Raw genomic sequence first — 20,743 nt, forward strand, 5'->3', positions numbered from 1 at the left:
CCCCCGGTGTGATTGATCTTTGCAGGTCAGAAGGGCCGTCATGGCTTCGCGAACCCTCATGCGCGATCCGCTTCTGAGCGAGGCGTACGCGTCGACGTATCCTTCGTCTTGACTGGATGATGTCACAGCTTGCACAAAATGCGCTAGGCCCCTTGCGCGAAATGCGCAGTCGTGTAATGGTGACGCAACGTCGTTGTGACGTGGGAAACATCCGGTCCTGGCAGACGGCCGCTGCTGAGCGGCGTACCACTGCGGACGGTTCAGAAAGCGAGAAGCCCAGTGACTCATTCCGGAAGCGGCCCCCAGTTCTCCCGTCGCAGTCTTCTCCGTCTCGGCGCTCTCACGGGTGCGGCCATGACCCTGAGTCCCCTTGCCGCCTGCGCGGGACCGGGGAGTGCGCCCGGCGTGGGCTCCAGCGGCGCGCCCGCCGGTGGCTCCGGCATCACCCTGGCGCTCAACCGCTCGCTGGTGTCGCTGGACAACAAGCTCAACCAGTTCGACGCCGCCGTCACCGTCCAGCGCGGCGTCCGTCAGGCGCTGACCTTCATCGACCCGAAGCTCGCCGTGCAGCACGTCCTGGCCGAGCGGTTCGAGTTGACGGCTCCCACCGAGTGGACGGTCAAGCTGCGCGACGGCGTCCGCTACTCCGACGGCAGCCCGGTCACGGTCGAAGACGTCTCAACCGCGCTGGAGATGTACCAGAAGGTCCCCGGATCGTTCCTGGCCGGCCTCTTCCCCGAATGGCCGACCGTCACCCCCGTCGACGCCGCCACCTTCAAGCTCGTCACCAAGCATCCGGTGCCGACACTCGACTACCTGATGGCGAACATCCTCATCACCCCCGCCGCCGCCAACAAACCGGAGGAACTCCAGGGCGGTGTGGGATCGGGCCCTTACGTCGTCACCGCCGCGAACCGGGGCACCGGCGAGTACACGCTGCAGGTCAACGACAAGTACTGGGGCCCCGCGCCCGCGATCAAGACCGTGCAGGTCAGGTTCCTGCCGGAGGAGGCGAACCGCGTCGTCGCGCTGCGCAGCGGCGAGGTCGACGTGATCGACGCGATCTCCCCCGACGCGATCAGCCAGCTGTCGGGGCTGGGTGACGTGGAGGTGCAGCAGGTGCCGAGCACGCGGATCACCCAGCTCTTCTACAACTTCCGCAAGCCCGCCGGGCACCCGCTCGCCGACCCGCGCGTACGTGAGGCGCTGAGCTACGCCATCAACGGCCCGTCCCTGATCAAGGACGTCTTCGCCGACTCGGTCTCCCCCGCCAGGGGCGTGGTGGCCGACACCCTGACCGGCGCGGTCCAGACGGGTGAATACGTCTACGACCCGCAGAAGGCCAAGCAGATGCTCGACGCCGCCGGAGTGAAGGATCTCAAGCTCAAGATCATCTGGGAGACCGGAGAGTTCGCCAACGACACGAGCGTCATGGAGGCGGTGGTGGAGATGCTCAAGGCCGTCGGCGTGCAGGCCGAACTCCAGCAGTTCCAGCCGGGCGGCGACATCTCCAAGTGGCGGCAGGGACGGGGCGGCGACTGGGACGTCCTCGGCAACGGCTACCCCGGCCCGACCGGGCTGGCGCTGACGCCGCTGCAGGGCATGTTCGCCGGTACGAAGGAAAAGGAGGCCACCCGGGACACCTACCAGGGCTATGTGTTCCCCAAGATCGCCGCCTTGCTGGAGAAGGCCTCGCAGGAAACCGACAAGGCCGCCCGGGAGAGCATCCTCGCCACCGCCCAGAAGGAGATCTGGAACACCTGGCCCTGCATGTGGGCCTTCGTTCCCAAGACCGTCATCGCCCGGCGCAAGCGCGTGGAGAACGTGCTGCTCAGTCCCACCAACTCCTACGAACTCGCATCCGTGCGACTGAATGGATGAATCGTGGTCCGCTATGTTGCGCAGCGTGTCGGGCAGAGCATCCTGGCGATCTTCCTGACCGTCTCCACGGTGTTCGTCCTCGTACGACTGGCGCCAGGGGATCCGGCGGCCGCCTACGCCAGCCCGCTGGCCACCACGGCTGAGCTCGACCGCATCCGCGCCCAGTTCGGCCTGGACAAACCGCTCATACAGCAGTACGGGATCTTCGTCCAGGACTTGTTCCACGGCAACCTGGGCACGTCCTTCTCCTTCCAAGCCCCCGCCCTGGACGTCGTCCTCAGCCGGATGCCGTACACCATCATGCTCGCCGTGTCCGCCATCCTGTTCGCCGCGGTCGTGGCCATCCCGGCCGGCGTCTGGATGGCCAGGCACGCCGACACCGCCCGCGAGCTGGGGGCCAACGTGGCCATGATCGCCGGGCAGTCCATGCCGGAGTTCTGGAGCGGCATCATGCTGCTGACCATCTTCGCCGTGCTCGTCCCCGTGCTGCCGGCATCAGGTTTCACCAGCTGGGCCGGCCTGGTGCTGCCGACCGTGACCGTCGGCATCCTGCAGATCGCGCTGATCTCCCGCCTGGTGCGCCGGGAGATGGGAGCCGGGTTCGCGGCCCCCTATCTGACGATCGCCCGTGCCCGCGGCATCTCCGAACGCGGCCTGACCTGGCGCTACGCCATGGGCAACTCGGCCGTCCCGGTGGTGACCGCGCTCGGCACCCGCTTCGCCGCCATGCTCAACGGCGTGGTGGTGGTCGAGGTCGTCTTCGCCTGGCCGGGTGTCGGATCGCTCGTCGTACGCGCGCTGGAGACCAGGGACTACCCGCTGATCCAGGCGACCGTCCTGGTCACGGCCGTCCTGACGGTGCTCGTCCAGCTCCTCATCGACCTCACCTACCCGCTGCTCGACCCGCGGGTACGACTCGGGAAGGCGGTGGCCTCATGACCGCCACGACAGTCGGCCCCGCCGACGGCTCCGGCAGCCGGGACACCGCGGCGCCCGCGGCGCGGCCCAGCGCGGTGACCGCCAAGGATCTCGCCCGATCCGCGGCGGCCCGCCGCCGCAAGAGCGCGCGGCTGAAGATATGGGTCGGCTCGGTGGCCGTGGCCCTCGTCGTCCTGCCCGTCGCCCTGGCCGGCCTCCTGCCGATCCCCGGACCGGACGCGCAGAGCCTCAGCCTGCGCCGCCTGCCGCCCCTGACCGACGGGCACCTGTTCGGAACCGACCAGCTCGGCAGGGACCTGCTCTCACGGGTCCTGCACGGCGGCCAGGTCTCGCTCACCGTCGGCGTGCTGGCCATCGTCGTGTCCGGGGTCATCGGCCTCATCGCCGGCGCGGCGGCCGGATTCTTCGGCGGCTGGGTGGACACCGTGGTCTCCCGCCTGCTGGAGGCGCAGCTGTCGCTGCCTCTGCTGTTGATGCTGCTGCTCGTCGTCGCGCTCTTCGGCCCGTCCATTCCGGTCATCACCTTCGTGATCGCCTTCGCGCAGTGGCCGGAGGTGGCCCGCCTGACGCGTTCCCTGGTGCTCGTCGAGCGAGAGAAACCGTACGTGGCCGCGGCCCGGGTGCTCGGCCTGCATCGCATCACCATCCTGCTGCGGCACGTGCTGCCCAACGTGGTCAAGCAGGCCTCGCTCGTGATCCTTCTGCTGCTGGCCCAGGCCGTGCTGCTGGAGAGCGCGCTGAGCTACCTGGGCGCCGGTCCGCAGCGCCCGTTCGCCACGTGGGGCCGCATCATCGCCGACGGCCAGGACTACATCACGACGTCGTGGTGGCTGGTCACGCTGCCCGGACTGGTCATCGTGCTGCTCGTCGTCGGGGTCAACCTGCTCGGAGACGGCCTGCGGGACCGCGCTCGCCGGCGCAAGGGCCAGCGGACGGAAGGGAAGGTGAGCCGGGCATGACAGCCGAGTTCGACGACCGCCCCCTGCTGGAGGTCGAGGACCTGCAGATCGAGCTGATGACCGAGGCCGGCGTCGTCCGCGCCGTCGACGGCGTCAGCTTCCTCATCCGCCAGGGCGAAACCGTGACGATCATCGGCGAGTCGGGATCCGGCAAGTCCACCACGGCCATGGGCATCCTGCGGCTGCTCCCCCCGGAGCTGGCGGTCCTCTCCGGCACGGCCCGCTTCCAGGGAGTCGACGTCATCGCCGACCCGCGCGCGGTGCGCGACCTGCGCGGGCGTACCGTCTCCCTCATCCCGCAGGATCCGATGACGGCGCTCAGCCCCGTCCACACCATCGGGCAGCAGCTGCGTGAGGCCGTACGGCTGCGGCACCGCGGCCTGTCCAGGACGGAGACCGTCTCACGGTCCGTCGAGCTGCTGGCCCGGATGCACATCCCGGACCCCGCGTCCCAGCTGGGCAAGTATCCGCATCAGCTGTCGGGCGGCATGCTGCAGCGCGTGCTCATCGCGATCGCACTCGCCGGATCGCCCGTCCTGCTCGTCGCCGACGAACCCACTTCCGCCCTGGACGTCACCGTCCAGGCCGGCATCCTCGGCCTGCTGCTCGAAGTGCAGGAGAACACCGGCATCGGCATCCTCATGATCACGCACGACATCGGCGTGGCCCGGCTCGTCTCGGACCGCATCCATGTCATGAAGGACGGCCGGTTCGTCGAGTCCGGTGAGGCCGAACAGATCGTCAACGCGCCCCGCGACCCGTACACCAGGAAGTTGCTGGCGGCGGTCCCACGGCTCGGCCCGTGGGACGAGGACGGCGAGTCTCCGGACGCGCCCATAGCGCTGGGAGAGTCCCGATGACCGATGACACGTTGCTCGAGGTCGACGGCCTGGTGGTCGATTATCCCGTGGCCCATGGCGTGTTCCGGGCGGTCGACGACGTCAGTTTCAGTGTCCGGCGGGGCGGCACTCTGGCCATCGTGGGGGAGTCGGGCTGCGGCAAGTCCACGATCGCCCGGTCGATCGTCCGGCTGGTCAAGCCCACCGCCGGGCGCATCGTGGTGGGCGGCACCGATATCGCCCGGCTGAGCGAGAAACAGCTGCGTCCCCTGCGTACCCGGGTGCAGATGATCTTCCAGGACCCGTACGGATCGCTCGACCCGCACCTGTCCGCGCAGGAGATCGTCGCCGAACCGCTGCGCGTGCGCGGAATGCGCGACAAACGCGCACGGGCCAAGGAGGCGGCCACGCTCATCGACCAGGTCGGCCTGCCGGCCACGGCCCTGGAGCGCCGCCCGCCGGAGTTCTCCGGTGGCCAGCGCCAGCGCATCGGCATCGCCAGAGCCCTCGCCTCCAAGCCCGACCTGCTGGTCTGCGACGAGGCGACGAGCGCGCTGGACGTGTCCGTGCAGGCGCAGGTCCTCGCCCTGCTGATGAAGATCCAGGCCGAGACCGGCCTCACCTATGTCGTGATCTCGCACAACCTCGGTGTGGTCAGGGAGATCAGCGAGGAGATCATCGTCATGAGCAAGGGGCGGCTGGTCGAGTCCGGCGCGACCCGCAAGGTGCTGGCCGCCCCGGCCGACCCCTACACCCGTGCCCTGCGCAGGGCCGCGCTGGATCCGACCGCGATCCAGGGACGTAAGCCGCGCGAGCTGGTCCGGGCCCCGTCCACCACGCAAGCACCACCCGTTCAGCGAGGAATCGACCAATGACATCACCCGTCCGGCTGTCCCAGTTGGTCTTGGGGACCATGACGTTCGGTGACACGGCCGACGCGAAAGAGGCCGAGCGCATGCTGGACCTGGCGCTCGAGTCCGGCATCACCGGTGTGGACACCGCGAACGCCTACGCGGGCGGCGCGACCGAATCCATCCTCGGACCGCTGCTCGCCACCCGGCGCGACCGGATCGTCCTCGCCACCAAGGCCGGCATGCCCCATCCGGACGCGGGCGATCACGCTCCGTTGTCCGCCCGAGGGTTGCGCGCGAGCCTCGAAGGCAGCCTGCGCCGCCTGAACGTCGACCACGTCGACCTGTTCTACCTGCATCAGCCCGACCGCCGCACCCCGCTGGCCGAGACGCTCGGCGTCATCGCCGAGTTCGTCGCCGAGGGCAAGATCGGCGCGCTCGGCGTCTCCAACTACGCGGCCTGGCAGATCGCGGAGATCAACCACACCGCCGACGCCGTCGGCGCGCCGCGGCCGGTCGTCGCCCAGCAGCTGTACAACCTCCTGGCCCGCAGGGTGGAGGAGGAGTACCTGGAGTTCGCGCGAAGCACCGGCCTGACGACCATGGTCTACAACCCGCTCGGCGGCGGTCTGCTCACCGGGCGTCACACCTTCGAGGAGGACCCCGCCGCCGGCCGCTTCGGCGACTCGAGGCTGGCGCCCATGTACCGGCAGCGTTACTGGAACGGGGCGCTGTTCGAAGCCGTCACCACCCTCGGCGAGATCGCCGCGCAGTCGGGCCTGTCCCTCATCGAGTTGTCCCTGCGGTGGCTGCTGCATCGCGACGGCGTGGGGACCGTCCTGCTCGGCGGTTCCAAGGCCGAACACCTGCGCGCGAACATCGCGACCGCCGCGGCCGGACCGCTTCCCGAGGACGTCGTGGCAGCCTGTGACCGCGTGGGCGCGGCGCTGCGCGGCCCCATGCCCGCCTACAACCGATGAGAGCCGACTACCGAGGAGAACGCCAGCAGTGAGCATCACCGACTTCACCGCCAGGATCCGGGCCAGGCGACCCGCACTGGGCTACTGGTCCGTCCTCGATTCGCCGGTGTCCACTGAGCGCATCGCCCGCCTCGGCTACGACTACGTGTGCCTGGACGCCCAGCACGGACTGCTGGGCTACTCGGGTCTGCTGAACAGCCTGACGGCGATCGACGCGGGCGGCGTGTCCGCGGGCCTGGTCAGGGTGGAGGCCAACGATGCCGCGCGCATCGGCCGAGCCCTCGACGCGGGCGCCGCGGGCGTCATCGTGCCGCTCATCGACACCGCCGACGACGCCGCCGCGGCCGTCTCCGCGACCCGCTATCCGCCGAAGGGCCGCCGCTCGTACGGGCCGATGCGCTCGGCGCTGCGCATCGGCCCGCGCCCCGCCGACAGCGACGCCACCGTGCTGGTCCTCGCCATGATCGAGACGGCACAGGGCCTGGCGAACATCGACGCGATCTGCGCCACCCCCGGCCTGGACGGCGTCTACGTCGGCCCGTCCGATCTGGCCCTGGCCCTGGGCGCCGCCTTCCCCGGTGACCCCGCGATCGCCGCCCGGTTCGAGGACGCGCTGGTCACGGTGCGCGAAGCCGCCAAGTCCGCCGGTATCGCGGCCGGCATCCACACACCCGACGGCGCCACCGCCGCCAAGCGCCTGGCCGAGGGATACACCTTCGCGTCCATCGCTTCAGACCTCACCCACCTCGAACAGGTGGCCGAATCCCACTTGACCGACGCCCGAGCCCAGTCTTCCCGAGGAGAATTGTGAGCGAGTCCCAGCCCGCCGTCGCCGACCTGCCCATGGACGGCGTGATCCGCGTGCACGACGCCGATCCGGACCGCCACGAGGCGTACCTGATCGCGCCCGCCGTGCAGAACCACGCGGCCAACATCATGGCGCTGGGCAACGGCGATCTCGGCTGCGTGTGGTTCGGCGGCACGCAGGAAGGCGTCGCCGACATCTCCATCTGGTTCTCCCGGCTGGAGAAGGGCGCGGAGGCCTGGTCCACGCCGGCGCGGCTGTCCGACGATCTGACGCGTTCCGAGCAGAACCCCGTCCTGTTCCCCACTCCCGCCGACGAGCTGTGGCTGCTGTACACCGCCCAGCGCGCCGGCAACCAGGACACCGCCGAGGTCCGCTGCCGCATCTCACGGGACGACGGTCACACCTGGGGACCCGTACGTACCCTTTTCCCCGCCACGAGCCGCGGTGGCGTCTTCGTCCGGCAGCCCGTGCTCGTGCTGCCCTCCGGCCGATGGCTGCTGCCCGTCTTCAACTGCGTCACCACGCCGGGCAAGCGCTGGGTCGGCGACCGTGACACCAGCTCTCTCATGATCTCCGACGACGAGGGGCGGACCTGGCGCGAACAGCCCGTCCCCGAGAGCACCGGCTGCGTCCACATGAACGTCCACCTGCTGGCCGACGGCACGCTGCTCGCGCTGTTCCGCAGCCGCTGGGCGGATGCGATCTACGCGAGCCGGTCGGCGGACGAGGGCGAGACCTGGAGCGCGCCCGTCCCCACCGAACTGCCCAACAACAATTCCTCCATCCAGTACGTCACACTGAGCGACGACCGGCTGGCACTGGTGTTCAACGCCAGCAGCGCGGCCGACGCCGTCGAGCGCCGGGTGTCCCTGTACGACGAGATCGACGACGACGGGCTCGCCGCCACCCCGGCGGGTCCGACCGGCCAAGAACCGGCGCCTGCCGGGCGCGAAGAGCCCGCGGCCGCCGGGAGCGATGAGCGGACGGCGTTCTGGGGCGCCCCGCGCGCGCCCATGACCCTCGCACTGTCCGCGGACGGAGGTCGCACGTGGCCGATCCGCCGCGATCTCGAAGTCGGCGACGGCTACTGCCTGACCAACAACTCCCGGGACGGGCTCAACCGGGAGTTCTCCTACCCCTCCATCCAGGAAACCGCCGACGGTGACCTGCACATCGTCTTCACCTATCACCGCCGCGTGATCAAGTACGTCCGGGTACGACCCGAATGGGCCGCCCGTACCGAAGGGCTCTGAGGTGTCGACGCACGCGGACGAGCCCCAGCACGCGGTGGTGACCGGGGCCAGCTCCGGCATCGGCCAGGCCATCGCCGCGCGCCTGCTCTCCGAGGGCTGGAGAGTCACCGGGATGAGCCGCACCCGGCCTCCGAAGTGCGAGCAGGATTCTTATTCGTGGATCCAGACCGACCTGACCGACCTCGACCAGTTGGCCGGCACATCGGCCTCGGTGGGCGCCGTCGACGCCGTCGTCCACGCGGCCGGCCTGCAGCGCTCCGCGCCGCTCGGCGGTCTGTCGGCACAGGACGGCGCCCTCATGTGGCGGGTCCACGTCGAGGCGGCGACCGTCCTGGTGAACGCCCTCGTCGGAGAGATCCGCCCTGGTGGTCGCGTCGTGCTGATCGGCAGCCGCACGATGGCGGGCGCGGCGGGCAAAAGCCAGTACGCGGCGACCAAGGCCGCGCTCGCGGGCTTGTCCCGTTCCTGGGCCATGGAGCTGGCTCCGCGTGGCATCACCGTCAACGTGGTCGCCCCCGGGCCGACCGACACCCCCATGCTGCGAGACCCCGGACGCGCCGCCACCCCGCCACGGGTTCCGCCGCTGGGCCGGTTCATCCGGCCCGAGGAGGTGGCGGGGCTGACGGCCTTCCTGCTCGGCCCGGAAGGAGGGGCGATCACCGGCCAGCACCTGGTGATGTGCGGCGGCGCGTCACTGTGAACCCCCGGCTCCGCTCATGACCGTCAAAGGTGGTGGATGCGGCGGCCCGTGATCTGGTGCGGGACGATGCGGATGTACAGCTGCCGCTCGCCGCCCGCCCACGGGGTGACGTCGGATTCGGTGACCTCCGACAGTTCGTCGGGGGATATGTGGTGGGCGGGGCCCTGGATCAGGACGCTCCATCCCTCACGCTGGGCGTCGTCGATCCGGTCCACCTCGAACCCGATCTTGATCTCCACGCCTTCCAGGCCGGTGCGCAGGTCCTGGTCCATCGGGCCGCCTGGCGCGGTGCGGAAGACGATGAAGCCGTGGTGGAGCCTGTAGTTGACGGGCAGCACGGTCGGGCCGTGGGAGCCGTTGAAGGCCACCCGGCCGATGCCGCCGGGCTCGATCAGCTTGAGGCATTCGTCGGGGTCCATGCTCTCCAGCGTCGGAGCCGCCTTGGCGCGGCCACGGCCGGGAGGCCGATCGACGCCGCCGCCGAGAAGGTCGTCGACGGTGGTCTCCAATGCTCCGGCCAGGCGGTACATGGTTTCGGCGGTGGGTGTGCCGGGGCGTTCCTCCAGGTATTGGAGGTAGCCGGGAGACATGTCCGCGCGTTCGGCGACCTGGTCGACGGTCAGGCCGAGTCGCACGCGGTGATAGGTGATGCGACGTCCGAGGTCGCCGGTGCTTGTCATGATGGTTTCTCCTTGCCGTCTGGCGAAAGGTTCGCTGGAAAAGGTCAGGCTTTCCACGCCGTTGATACGGGCCTGCCGATGATCGGCGTCGATGAAGAGCTGATGTCCGCGGTAGCGGATCGGCATGGACAGGACGCCGAGCCGGTCGGGCAGGAGCGGGTTGAGGTGCAGGCCGTCGGGGTGGAGTTCCAGGCCCAGGTAGCAGCGCTGCAGCAGGTCGAGGGTGCCGGCCATGGCGCCGAGGTGGATGCCCTCGGCGGTGGTGCCGTGCTGGATGTCGTTGATGTCGCTGATCAGTGCTTCGGCGAAGTACTGCCAGGAGCGGGTTCGGTCGGTGCGGGAGAGTATCCAGGCGTGTACGACGGCGCTGAGGGTGGAGCCGTGGCTGGTGCGGTCGAGGTAGTAGCCGATCATGCGGGGGATCAGGTCCGGCGTGGCCGGGTGGCCGAGCCGGTGCAGGATCTCCATCAGTTCGTCGGAGGTGAGCAGGTAGCACAGCATCAGGGTGTCGGCCTGCTTGGCCGCCTTGTAGCGGTTGACGTCGTCGCCGTCGGCTTCGAGCGCGCGGTCGAGGCGGCGCACGCCTCGGTAGCGGGTCCAGTCGAGCTCCAGCAAGTCGGGGTAGCCGGTGAACTGGCTGATCACGTCGTCGTGGAAGTCGACCCGCATGCGGCGGGTGATGTCGTCCCAGCGGGTCCGTTCCTGCTCGGAGGCGGTGGGTTCGGGCAGCAGGTCGAGGGTGTCTCGGGCGCGTGACAGGAGCCACACGGTCATGATGTTGGTGTAGGCGTTGTTGGCCAGGCCGGGGGAGGAGGCGCCTGGGTACCGCTCGTGATACTCGTCGGGTCCCATGACGCCGCGGATCTCGTACCGTCCCGACGCGGGGTCGAGCACGGCTAGTGAGGCGAAGAACCTGGCGATGTCGATCAGCAGCTCCGCGCACCACGGCGGCATGAAGCCGGTCGCCAGGTAGTACTGCCACACGTTGTAGGCGATGGCCAGGCCGATGTGCCGCTGCAGGTGGGAGCTGTCGGGCAGCCAGCGGCCGGAGGCGGGGTTGAGGTGGAGCGTCTGGGTCTCCTCGCGTCCGTCGCTGCCGCTCTGCCAGGGGAACATCGCCCCGTCGTATCCGGCGTCGCGGGCCGCCGCCCTGGCTTCGGGCAGCCGCCGCCACCGGTAGCGCAGCAGGCCGAGCGAGATCTCGGGGAAGCGCAGGTTCAGCCAGGGCAGCACGAACAGCTCGTCCCAGAACACGTGCCCGCGATAGGCCTCGCCGTGCAGGCCCCGGGCGGGCACGCCGACGTCGAGGTCGGCGGTGTGCGGGGAGAGGGTCTGCAGCAGGTGGAAGATGTGCAGGTGGACGAGCTGCGCCAGCTCCGGGTCGGCCACCTCCAGCCGGGCGTCCCGCCACAGGCGTTCCCAGGCCGCCACGTGCCGGGCGAGCAGCTCGTCGAAACGCGGAGCCCCGCATACGGCACGGATCGCCGCGGAGCGGGCGTCGTGGACGGCATAGTCGCGCGAGGTCACCAAGGCAACGGTCTTGGTCAGTGTGGCCGGTTCGCCCCGCGCGAGGTCGAGCACGTGATGGGTGGTGATCCGGTCGCCTTCGCGGATCACCTCGCGGACGGGGGAGTCGGTACGGCAGGCGAGCGCCACGGTGATCCGGGAGGAGCGCGTGGTGGCGGTCAGCCAGGCCAGGCCGTCCCGGTCGCCGGTGTCATGGCCGGTGAGGTGGTCGCCACGCAGTTCGCGGTAGCGCGCCACGCCGCTGTTGGTCACCCGGCCGTCCAGGGTGGCGCGAACGCGAAGCGGGCCGGACCAGCTCTCGGCGGTGAAGGTGGTCTCCAGGGCGGCCAGCCGCGGGTCGGCCATGGAGACCAGCCGGCGTTGCCGTACCAGGGTGACGCGGCCCGCCTCATCGCGCCAGCGCAGCGACCGGTGCAGGATCCCCTGTCGCATGTCGAGCTCCTGGCGGTAGTCCAGCAGCTCGGCCCGCTCAGGGCGGAACCATCCCGAACCGGGGGCGGCGAAGGTGACCGGCAGCCAGTCGGGCAGGTTGACCAGATCCTCGTTGGTCACCGTCCGCCCCGCGACGGTGGAGTCCAGTCGGTCGTAGCAGCCCGCGACGTAGGTGCCCGGCGTCCGCAGCTCACCGTCAGGGGTCGCGCCGCGCGTGGCGAAACGGCCGTTGCCCAGCGTGCACAGCGCCTCGCGCAATCCCTCGGAAGCCGGATCGAAGCCCTCGTAGGACAGGACCCATGGGTTCATGGCGGGCTCGCGGGCGAGCCGCCCCACATCGGGACTTCGAGGACGTCGTCGTGCTTCCAGGTGAGCTCGTCGTGGACGGCGACGACGCCGTCGATGCCCTCGGCCATGCGGACGGCGGCGATGGACTCGGTGTGCCTGCTGACGACCCCGGTCAGAGTCACCACGCCCTCGCTCACCTCGACGCCGAGCCCGCTCGGGTCGGTCCACATGGTGCTGGTCGGGATCCCGGCCAGCACCAGCTTTCGGATCTCCTCGTCGCCGCGGACGAACGCCTTGAGCAGGTCACGGCGGCTGACGATGCCGACCAGCCTGCCGTCGGCGTCGATGACGGGCAGCCGCTTGACGCCGTGGGCGTCCATGAGGCGGGCGGCGAGCACGATAGGGGAGTCGGGTGTGGTGACGTGGGCGGGCGCGGTCATCAGCTCGCCGGCGGTCTCGCCGAGCGCCTTGTACGAGCCGGTGCCCTCGCTGCCCATGACGTGGCGGATGCGGGCGCGCAGCGGCGGCCGGTAGGCGTCGTCGTAGTAGAGCTCCTTGAATTCCTCCTTGGCCAGCAGGTCGGCCTCGGACACCACGCCGAGCACGTGGTCGTCGTCGTCGAGGACGGGCATGCCGCTGACGGCTTTGCCGATGAGCAGGTCGGCGACGGTGCGGAAGGAGGCGTTCTGGTTGACGGCGGCCACATCGGTGGTCATCACGTCCTGGACGGTCATTCTCATGGCGATCACCTCAGGTGCCTGACCCGGACGATGCCCGGCACGGTGCGGGCCAGCACGTCGGCGATATGGTCGGCGTGCTCGTGGGGCGGCCCGCTCAGCTGCGCCACGCCGTCGCGGACGGCGACGTCCCAACTGGGGCCGAAGGGGTAGTGCTCACGCAGCGCGGCGATCACGTCCGTGCGCAGCCGCTCGTCCGAACGGGCGAGCATCGCCATCAGGTCGCGGCGGCTGAGCATGCCCACGATCCGATCTCCCCGTACGACGGGCAGGCTCTTGATCCGCTTGCCGACCATCAGGGCGATGGCCTTGGTGACGTCGGTGGTCTCGGTCACCGTGACGATCTCGCGGGTCATGACCTCCATGACCCGGCGGGGCGGCGGTCCGGCGGACGGGCCGACGGGCCGTAGCGAGGCGCGGGGGTCGGGCTCGAACTCGCCGCGCAGCAGGTCGAGCTCGCTGACGACGCCGACCAGATGGTCGGCGTCATCGGTGACGGGGGCGGCGGTGATGTCATGGCCGTGCAGCGACCGGATGGCCTGCCGCACCGGGTCGGTGCGGCGGACGGTGATGGCCGGGCTGCTCATGACCTCGCGTACCAGCATGGCTATCTGGCCTCCCACGTGGAGTCGTCGTGTTTCCAGGTGAGCTCGTCGATCACGTCGACCACGCCGCTGACCCGGCCGGTCATCCGTATGGCGATCGCGGTCTCGGTCTTACGGTCCATCCGGCCGCTCAGTGTCACCACGCCGTGGCGTACCTGGACGACGACGCCGGAGGTGTCCACCCACAGTCCTCGGTCGAGGATGTCCTCGCGCACCTCGGCGGCGATGTCGTCGTCGGAGCGCAGGAACAGCTTGATCAGATCGCGGCGGGAGACGATGCCGACCGGCCGGCCGTCCTGGTCGACGACGGCGAGCCGCTTGACGTCGTGGGCGTCCATCAGCCGGGCGGCGGAGACGGCCGCGGCCTGGGGCGAGATGGTGATCGGCGGGCTGGTCATCAGCTCGGCCGCGGTGTCACCGGCGGCCTTCTTCCTGCCTTTGGGGTGGCGCAGCCGGGCGCGCAGCGGCGGCTGGTAGCCCTCCCGGTAGAACTGCTCGCGGAACTCCTCCTTGCGCAGCAGGTCGGCCTCCGACACCATGCCGATGACGCGGCCGTCGTCGTCGATCACCGGGACGGCGCTGATGCCGCCGGCGATCAGGGTCTCGGCGATGTCCTTGAACGGGGTTCTCGCGGTGACCGTGACGACCTTGTCGGTCATCACGTCGGCGACGGTCCTGCGCTTCACGGCTCAGCCCTTCTCGTCGGCTGTTGTTGTACCTTCAGCACAGCTCCGACGGTGGTGCGCCGGGTAGGGCCGTAAGTCCCGACGGCGATGGTCGTTGGTCAGTGCGGGCGGCGCGGCGGGCCGACGCCTCTGACAGGGCGGGACCTTCGGCCCTGCCCGGCGGCCTCCCCGATGTGATGCGCTGGGGTCATCACCGATCGGAGGTGCTGTCATGACCACTCGTACGGCACAGCATCGGGAGCATGCCATCCAGGCGGCACTGAAGGCCGCTCGCTGGGCCCCTTCCGTGCACAACACACAGCCCTGGTCCTTCGGCGTGTCCGGCGAGGAGATCAGTCTGCGGGCCGACACCGACAGGAAGCTGCTCATCGGCGACAGCGCCGGCAGGGAACTGCTGATCAGTTGCGGAGCCGCCCTTTTCACCATCCGTACGGCGCTGCGATGCGCGGGTTATGAGCCGTCCGTCCGGGTGCTGCCGGACCCGGACCGTCCTTCGTTGCTGGCCACGATCAGCGTGGGCGCGGAACTGGAGACCGACCAGCACACGCGGGCGCTCGGCCCGGAGATCGAACGGCGCCGCACCCATCGGGCGGGGTTCATCGACCTGCCCGTGCCCGAGCGGCTGCTCGATGGGCTGGTCAAGGACGCGAGGAGCGAGGGGGCCAGGCTGACTCCGGTCGGCTCGCCCGCCGCGGTGAACATCATCGCGGCGCTCACCCAGGCCGCGCAGGCGGCGCAGGCCCAGGACCGGGTGCTCAGCCTGGAAGTGATCCGCTGGGCGCGGCCACCCGGCAGCGCCCGCAAGGACGGCGTGCCGGCCGAGGGTTACCCGCGCCGGGCGGCCCGGACCGACCCGCACTTCCCGCAGCGTGACTACGCCTGGCGCCACGACTGGGGCAGCCAGGCGGACCAGCGCGCCTCCACGGCCACCGGAGTCGTGGCCCTGCTCACCACCCCGGGCGACACCCGCCAGGAATGGATCGCGACGGGACAGGCACTGCAAAGCGTCCTCCTGCACGCCTCCGCGTACGGTGTCAGCGCCGCCTTCCACACCCAGGCGCTGGAGATGTACCACCTGCGGGAGTTCCTCAGGCAGGAGGTGTGCTCGCAGGAGTATCCGCAGATGATCATGCGGTTGGGGATCACCTTCGACGACAAGGAAGCCGTCCGGCGTCCGCTGCCCGACATGCTGGCATGAGTACCGGGGTTCATCCCGGCGGGAACAGCGGTCTCAGATTGACGATGGGGGTCACCGCGACCGGGCACCAGGCTTCGAGCAGCGCGGTCTGGGTGACCGGTCCCAGCAGAAGGCAGGCGGGTGACTCGTTTCCCCGGTTGCCGAGCACGAGGAGCGTGGCGTCCTTGGCCGCGTCGATCAGCGCGCGCTGGGGCCGCTCGGTCACGAAGTCCGCCGTGACCGGTACATCGGGGTGTCTGCGCGCCAGCTGGGACACGACCTCATAGAAGCGGGCCTCCGCTCCCTTGCGCAGCGCGTGCGAATCCACGAAGGGAAGCGGCTCCTGCCACGACGACGATCGGCAATCTCCCCAGCAGCACAGGGCCGTCAGGGAGCCGCCGCGCAGCGCGGCCTCGTCCAGAGCGAGATCGAACGCCGCCAGGCTCGCGGGTGAGCCGTCGATGCCGACCACGACCCGGACGTCCTGGCCGCTCGGTCGCGGGAGGGGCCGTACGACGACGACCGGCCTGACACTGTGCGCGGGCACCTGCACGGCGGCCGACCCCACCTGAAGACCGTCGAACCCGCCTCTTCCGCGAGACCCGAGCACGGTCATCTCCGCCTCGCGCGTGGCCTCCAGGAGCACGGCCGAGGGGCTGCCTCTCCCCAGCAGCGGCTGGGCATCCACCTCCGGAGCCAGGGCCCGGGCACGGTGGACGCCCTCGTCCACGACGGCGAGGGCGACCTGCTCGATCTGCGTCAGGACCTCCTGCGCGACAGGCCTGAGCACATAGGGCCAGTGCAGAGCATGACAGACCAGTACGGGCAGCCCACGCAGCCGCGCCTCTTCGACCGCCCAGTGCAGCGCCTCATGACTCCCAGGCGAATCGTCGTAGCCGACCAGAATGGGCCGACCAGCGTATCGATCGCTCACCGCGCCGCCTCCTGGAAGAGGAATTTCTCTGTCCCTGCGGCATTTCCCCAAGCCGCTGAGATGAGACCCATAGGCGATGAAACTCTTGGCCCTATCTCGGTTGCCTTAGTCCGCTCCGGACGGCGCTGCCAGCCGCACGGCGGTGACCTTGTATTCGGGGCACGACGTCACGGTGTCACCCCACCCGGAGATGAGGGTGTTGACGCCGCCGGCGGGGAAGTGGAAGGCGCAGAAGAGCTGGCCGGGCGCCATGTCGTCGGTGGTGCGGGTGACCAGCCTGGCCTGGCCGTGGCGGCTCTCCACCACGACGGGATCACCGTCGCGCAGACCGTGGCGGGCCGCGTCGGCGGGGTGGACGTCGAGCCTGTCCACGGAGTCGAGCCGGAGATTGTCCGTGCGCCGGGTCATGCCGCCTGAGTTGTAGTGCGCCCAGCGCCGTCCCGTGATCAGCACCAGAGGGTAACGGTCGTCGGGCTGCTCGCCCGGCGGCAGATAGGGCGCGGCGCTGAGCTGAGCCCGGCCGTCGGGTGTGGCGAAGCGTTCTCGGTAGAGAGTGGCCTCTCCGGGACGATCGGGATCCGGGCACGGCCACGCGACAGCGCCTTCGCGGTCGAGGCGCTCATGAGACAGCCCCGCGAAGACAGGAGCGATTCGGCCGCACTCGGCCAGCGCCTCCGCCGGCGTGGGACATCCCAGATCGGCGCCGAGCACCGCGGCGAGCGCGTGGACGACCTCGAAATCGGTGATCGCCTCTCCCGGCGGGTCGAGGGCGGCGCGCACCCTTTGGAAGCGACGGTCGAAGTTGACGAAGGTGCCCTCCTTCTCCAGCCAGGACGCGACCGGGAGCACGACGTCGGCCCTGCGGGCGGTCTCGGACAGGAACAGCTCGTCGCAGACGACGAGTGGGCAGGCCTCCAGCGCCTGGATGACGTGCGTACTGTCCGGGTCGGTGGCGCACACGTCCTCTCCGATGACCCACAGCGCCCGCAGTTCCCCGACGCGTGCGGCGCCGAACATCTCCGGGATGCGCAGTCCGGGTCGCCGTGGGACCGGCGCACCCCATACGTGCTCGGCTCGGGCACGGGCGGCGGGGTCGGTGACCTTCCCGTATCCGGGCAGAAGATCCGGGAGCGCGCCCATGTCGGAGGCGCCTTGGACGTTGTTCTGGCCACGCAGTGGGTTCACGCCGAAGCCGCGGCCGGTTCCGACCGCTCCGCGCAGGATCGCCAGGTTGGCCAGGGTGCGCACCCCGTCGGTGCCGTGCAGGTGTTCGGTGACGCCCAGCCCGTAGATGATCGCCGGTCGCTCGGCCCGGCCGAAGAGCCGGGCGGCGGCGACGATGTCCTCGGCCGGGACGCCGGTGATCTCGGCCGCCCGGCGCGGGGAGTAGCCCGCCAGCAGGGCGGTGAGCTCCGGCAGGCCGGTGGCTCGGCGGCGCAGGAACTCCTCATCGATCAGGCCCTCGGCGAGCAGCACGTGGGCCAGCCCGTGGAAGAGGGCGACGTTGGTTCCGGGCCGGGGTCGCAGGTGAACGTCGGCGTAGCGGGCCAGACCGACCGCCCGGGGGTCCGCCACGACGAGCCGTGCACCGCGCAGGACCCGCTGGAGCAGCCGCGCGCCGACCACCGGGTGCGCCTCGACGGGGTTGGCGCCCACCAGCAGCAGGCAGTCGGCTGTCTCCACGTCGTCGAAGCGGTCGGTGCCCCCGGACAGGCCGAATGCCGCGGTCAGCCCGGCGGCCGACGGGGCATGGCACAGCCTGGAGCAGTTGTCGACGTTGTTGGTGCCGATCACGACGCGCATGAACTTCTGGATCAGGTAGTTCTCCTCGTTGGTCGCCCGAGCCGAGGAGATCGCCGCCACCGCGTCGGGGCCGCCCGCGGCGACCGCGGCCCGTAGCCCTCGGGCGACGTGTTCGAGAGCGTCGTGCCAGTTCACCGGCTCCAGCCGGCCGGCGCGGCGCAGCAGCGGCCGGGTGAGGCGTTCGGGCGAGCGCAGGAAGCCGTGAGCGAAGCGGCCCTTGACGCACGCGTGCCCGCGGTTGACCGGGCCGTCATGGTCGGGCAGCACCGCGATCACTCCGCTGTCGCCCGTGAGCACGTCCAGCGAGCAGCCCACCCCGCAGTAGCCACACGTGGTGCGGGTGTGTGCCGGCTCCGGTGCGCCGCCGCCGATGGGCAGGCCGGGCTCGGTGAGCGCGCCGGTGGGGCAGGTGTCGACGCAGCCACCACAGGCGACGCAGTCGGAGTCCGCCCACAGTCCGCCGGTGCCGGGCGCCACCACCGTGCCGGAACCCCGCCCCACCAGGGTAAGCGCGAAAGTGCCCTGCACCTCGGCGCACATCCGCACACACCGGCCGCAGGCGATGCACAGGTCCCGGTCGAGGTGGACGTAGGGGTGGCTGTCATCGCGTCCCCGGCCGCGTGGCCCTTGGGCGGCCCGCGGCGTAATCCCCAGCGAGTGGCAGACCCTGGACAGCTCGCCGCCGCCGGCAAGAGCGTAGGACGGCAGAGCCGAGACGATCAGCTCGACCGCCTCGCGGCGCAGCGTCCGCAGATCGTCGGCCGCGACCTCGATCAGGGCGCCGTCGGTGGCCGGGGTCACGCACGCGGCCACCACCTTTCCGCCGGATCTCACCAGGCAGGTACGGCAGGAGCCGACCGCGGTCAGCCGATCATCGTGGCACAACGTGGGCACCTCGCCGCCGGCCGCGCGCACGGCATCGAGCACCGAGGCGTCATCCGCCACATGAGCGGTCACACCGTCGACCCGAACCCTCACCGGTCCCACCCCACCGGCCGGCCGCCGTAGGCGCGGGCGAGGCTGCGTACCGCCGCCGGTACTCGCCGCCCGAAGGCACACAGGCTGGCCTCACCCATGACCCGGAGCAGCCGCGCGTACTCCTCACCTGGCGGTGCGCCGCTCCGGACGATCTCCAAGCCACGCCCGGACCCGACCCGGCACGGCGAGCAGGCCCCGCAGCTCTCGGCGGCCGCGAACTCCCACAGATGCCGCAGCACCTGCTCGGGCTCGACGTGCTGGTCGAAGGCGACCAGTCCGGCATGACCGAGCGCCGCGCCACGGCCGGCCAGGCCCGCCTCCGACAGCGGCACGTCGAGCTGGTCGGCGGCGAGAAACCCGCCCAGGGGCCCGCCGACCTGCACCACGGTCAACTCCGAGCCCTCACGCAGGCCGCCGCCCAGCTCGGCGACGATCCTGAGCACCGGCATGCCCAGCTCGACCTCGTAGCAGCCGGGCCGGGCGAACCGCTCCGACAGGCAGACCAGCTTCGTGCCGGTCTCCGACGGTGTGCCGCGTGCGGCGTAGGCGTCCCCGCCGTGAGCGATGATCCACGGGAGCGCGGCCAGCGTCTCGACGTTGTTCACCACTGTCGGGACATCCCACAGCCCCCGCCGCGTCGGGTACGGCGGACGCGGCCGGGCACAGCCGCGTCCCCCTTCGAGCCCGGCGACGAGGGCGGTCTCCTCACCCGCGACATAAGAGCCCGAGCCGGCGACCACCTCGACGTTGAGATCGACATCAGTGCCGTGGATCCGCCGCCCCAGATGCCCGTCGGCGCGTGCCCGCTCGACCGCGACCCGCATCCGGGCCAGCGCGCGCGGATACTCCGACCGGACCAGCACCACGCCCCGGCGGCTCCCGCAGGCGAAACACGCCAGCGCCAGCCCCTCCAGGACCCGTTCCGGATCAGCCTCCATCAACAGCCGGTCGGCGTACGAACCCGGATCACCCTCATCGCCGTTGGCCACCACCACCGTGTCAGGCGAACCCCCGGCGGCGGCCCACTTGGCGGCCACCGGAAAGCCGGCCCCGCCGCGCCCACGCAGCCCGGAGGCCGACACCTCGGCAAGGACCCGCTCGGGTGTGCGCGTCCGCACGACGCCGGGCCACACCTGCCAGGCGTCCGATCCCTCGACGACCCCGGCCAGCAGCACAGGAGCGCCGGTGGCGTCGACGGCCGGTATCGGGGGAGCCTGAGGTTCCGCGTTGCCGGAGAGCTGGTCGGCGAGCGTCGGTCCGGTACACGGCGTGTCGCCGTCGAGACAGGCAGGGCCCGTATAGCAATAGCCAAGACAGCGGACGCTCTGCAGCGAGACCTCCCCGTCCGCGTCGATCTGGTCCGCCCGAACGCCGAGCACTCCCTCCACCTCGGAAAGATGCCGGCCCGCCCGAGCGGCGAAACAGGCCGCGGCGGTACAGACCCGCACATGACGGCGACCGTGCGGAGCCGCCAGATCGGCGTAGAAACTGGCCGGCCCGAGCCCCGCCGCCGCCGGCAGGCCGAACCGCTCGGCTACCTCGGGCGCCCACACCTCCGCAGGTCCCTGCCCGGCCTTCGCCGCCTCGGACAAGGACTCCAGCAGCCCAACGCCAGGACGCCCACGACGCTCGGCCAGGGCGCGGAAAGCGTCGAATCGGCTGTCTGACCCCATGTTCCCCATCATG

At 70.6% G+C, this 20,743-nt stretch carries 17 protein-coding genes; 10 read left to right on the plus strand and 7 right to left on the minus strand.

Annotation, left to right across the window (positions count from 1 at the left end):
- The first annotated feature begins 354 nt into the window (after positions 1-354).
- From ACQP2T_RS29555 to ACQP2T_RS29595, 9 genes are read left to right on the plus strand one after another with little or no spacing between them, the layout of a single operon-like run.
- Positions 355-1,881 (plus strand): ABC transporter substrate-binding protein, encoded by a 1,527-nt coding sequence (locus ACQP2T_RS29555; protein WP_433519312.1) that lies wholly within the window; start codon positions 355-357, stop codon positions 1,879-1,881.
- Positions 1,882-1,884: 3 nt separating this feature from the next.
- On the plus strand, positions 1,885-2,820 hold the full coding sequence (locus ACQP2T_RS29560; protein ID WP_357956532.1) for an ABC transporter permease: 936 nt from the start codon (positions 1,885-1,887) through the stop codon (positions 2,818-2,820).
- Positions 2,817-3,779 (plus strand): ABC transporter permease, encoded by a 963-nt coding sequence (locus tag ACQP2T_RS29565; protein WP_433519313.1) that lies wholly within the window; start codon positions 2,817-2,819, stop codon positions 3,777-3,779. The genes ACQP2T_RS29560 and ACQP2T_RS29565 overlap by 4 nt, the downstream gene beginning before the upstream one ends.
- Positions 3,776-4,639, plus strand: coding sequence for an ABC transporter ATP-binding protein (locus ACQP2T_RS29570; RefSeq protein WP_433519314.1), 864 nt, complete (start codon positions 3,776-3,778; stop codon positions 4,637-4,639). Before ACQP2T_RS29565 ends, ACQP2T_RS29570 begins: the two co-directional genes overlap by 4 nt.
- Entirely contained in the window at positions 4,636-5,493 is an 858-nt protein-coding gene (locus ACQP2T_RS29575; protein ID WP_433519315.1) for an ATP-binding cassette domain-containing protein, read from the plus strand. Before ACQP2T_RS29570 ends, ACQP2T_RS29575 begins: the two co-directional genes overlap by 4 nt.
- Positions 5,490-6,449 carry an aldo/keto reductase gene (locus ACQP2T_RS29580; protein WP_433519316.1) on the plus strand — a complete coding sequence of 320 codons (960 nt, stop codon included), beginning with the start codon at positions 5,490-5,492 and terminating at the stop codon, positions 6,447-6,449. The genes ACQP2T_RS29575 and ACQP2T_RS29580 overlap by 4 nt, the downstream gene beginning before the upstream one ends.
- A 28-nt stretch (positions 6,450-6,477) precedes the next feature.
- Complete coding sequence (locus ACQP2T_RS29585; protein ID WP_433519317.1) at positions 6,478-7,260, plus strand: HpcH/HpaI aldolase family protein; 783 nt, start codon at positions 6,478-6,480, stop codon at positions 7,258-7,260.
- The gene (locus tag ACQP2T_RS29590) at positions 7,257-8,510 is read left to right on the plus strand and encodes a sialidase family protein (RefSeq protein ID WP_433519318.1); all 1,254 of its coding nucleotides are present in this window, start codon (positions 7,257-7,259) and stop codon (positions 8,508-8,510) included. The genes ACQP2T_RS29585 and ACQP2T_RS29590 overlap by 4 nt, the downstream gene beginning before the upstream one ends.
- Before the next feature lies 1 nt (position 8,511).
- A complete protein-coding gene (locus ACQP2T_RS29595) occupies positions 8,512-9,210 on the plus strand; it encodes an SDR family NAD(P)-dependent oxidoreductase (protein WP_433519319.1) in 699 nt (232 codons plus the stop codon).
- 23 nt (positions 9,211-9,233) lie between these two features.
- On the opposite strand, the gene ACQP2T_RS29600 is transcribed toward ACQP2T_RS29595, so the two are convergent.
- Genes ACQP2T_RS29600 through ACQP2T_RS29615 form a run of 4 tightly spaced genes read right to left on the minus strand, consistent with a single transcriptional unit; the run spans position 9,234 to position 14,165 of the window.
- Positions 9,234-12,158: a pyridoxamine 5'-phosphate oxidase family protein gene (locus ACQP2T_RS29600; RefSeq protein ID WP_433519320.1), complete on the minus strand. Its 2,925-nt coding sequence runs from the start codon at positions 12,156-12,158 to the stop codon at positions 9,234-9,236.
- Positions 12,155-12,877, minus strand: coding sequence for a CBS domain-containing protein (locus tag ACQP2T_RS29605; RefSeq protein WP_433519321.1), 723 nt, complete (start codon positions 12,875-12,877; stop codon positions 12,155-12,157). The genes ACQP2T_RS29600 and ACQP2T_RS29605 overlap by 4 nt, the downstream gene beginning before the upstream one ends.
- Before the next feature lie 5 nt (positions 12,878-12,882).
- Complete coding sequence (locus ACQP2T_RS29610) at positions 12,883-13,479, minus strand: CBS domain-containing protein (protein ID WP_433519322.1); 597 nt, start codon at positions 13,477-13,479, stop codon at positions 12,883-12,885.
- Between the two features lie 2 nt (positions 13,480-13,481).
- Positions 13,482-14,165, minus strand: coding sequence for a CBS domain-containing protein (locus ACQP2T_RS29615; protein WP_433519323.1), 684 nt, complete (start codon positions 14,163-14,165; stop codon positions 13,482-13,484).
- Positions 14,166-14,376: 211 nt separating this feature from the next.
- Here ACQP2T_RS29615 and ACQP2T_RS29620 point away from each other — a divergent pair, with 211 nt between their 5' ends.
- Positions 14,377-15,363, plus strand: coding sequence for an Acg family FMN-binding oxidoreductase (locus ACQP2T_RS29620; protein WP_433519324.1), 987 nt, complete (start codon positions 14,377-14,379; stop codon positions 15,361-15,363).
- 10 nt (positions 15,364-15,373) lie between these two features.
- Here the strand turns inward: ACQP2T_RS29620 and ACQP2T_RS29625 are convergent, their stop codons facing one another.
- From ACQP2T_RS29625 to ACQP2T_RS29635, 3 genes are all read right to left on the minus strand, one after another.
- Complete coding sequence (locus tag ACQP2T_RS29625) at positions 15,374-16,276, minus strand: universal stress protein (protein ID WP_433519325.1); 903 nt, start codon at positions 16,274-16,276, stop codon at positions 15,374-15,376.
- 105 nt (positions 16,277-16,381) lie between these two features.
- Positions 16,382-19,057 (minus strand): formate dehydrogenase subunit alpha, encoded by a 2,676-nt coding sequence (fdhF, locus tag ACQP2T_RS29630; RefSeq protein ID WP_433519326.1) that lies wholly within the window; start codon positions 19,055-19,057, stop codon positions 16,382-16,384.
- Positions 19,054-20,730 (minus strand): NAD(P)H-dependent oxidoreductase subunit E, encoded by a 1,677-nt coding sequence (locus ACQP2T_RS29635; protein ID WP_433519327.1) that lies wholly within the window; start codon positions 20,728-20,730, stop codon positions 19,054-19,056. Before ACQP2T_RS29635 ends, fdhF begins: the two co-directional genes overlap by 4 nt.
- Positions 20,731-20,743: the final 13 nt, after the last annotated feature.

It is taken from the genome of Nonomuraea sp. CA-143628, from assembly GCF_050942315.1.
In the GTDB taxonomy this organism is placed as follows: Bacteria; Actinomycetota; Actinomycetes; order Streptosporangiales; family Streptosporangiaceae; genus Nonomuraea.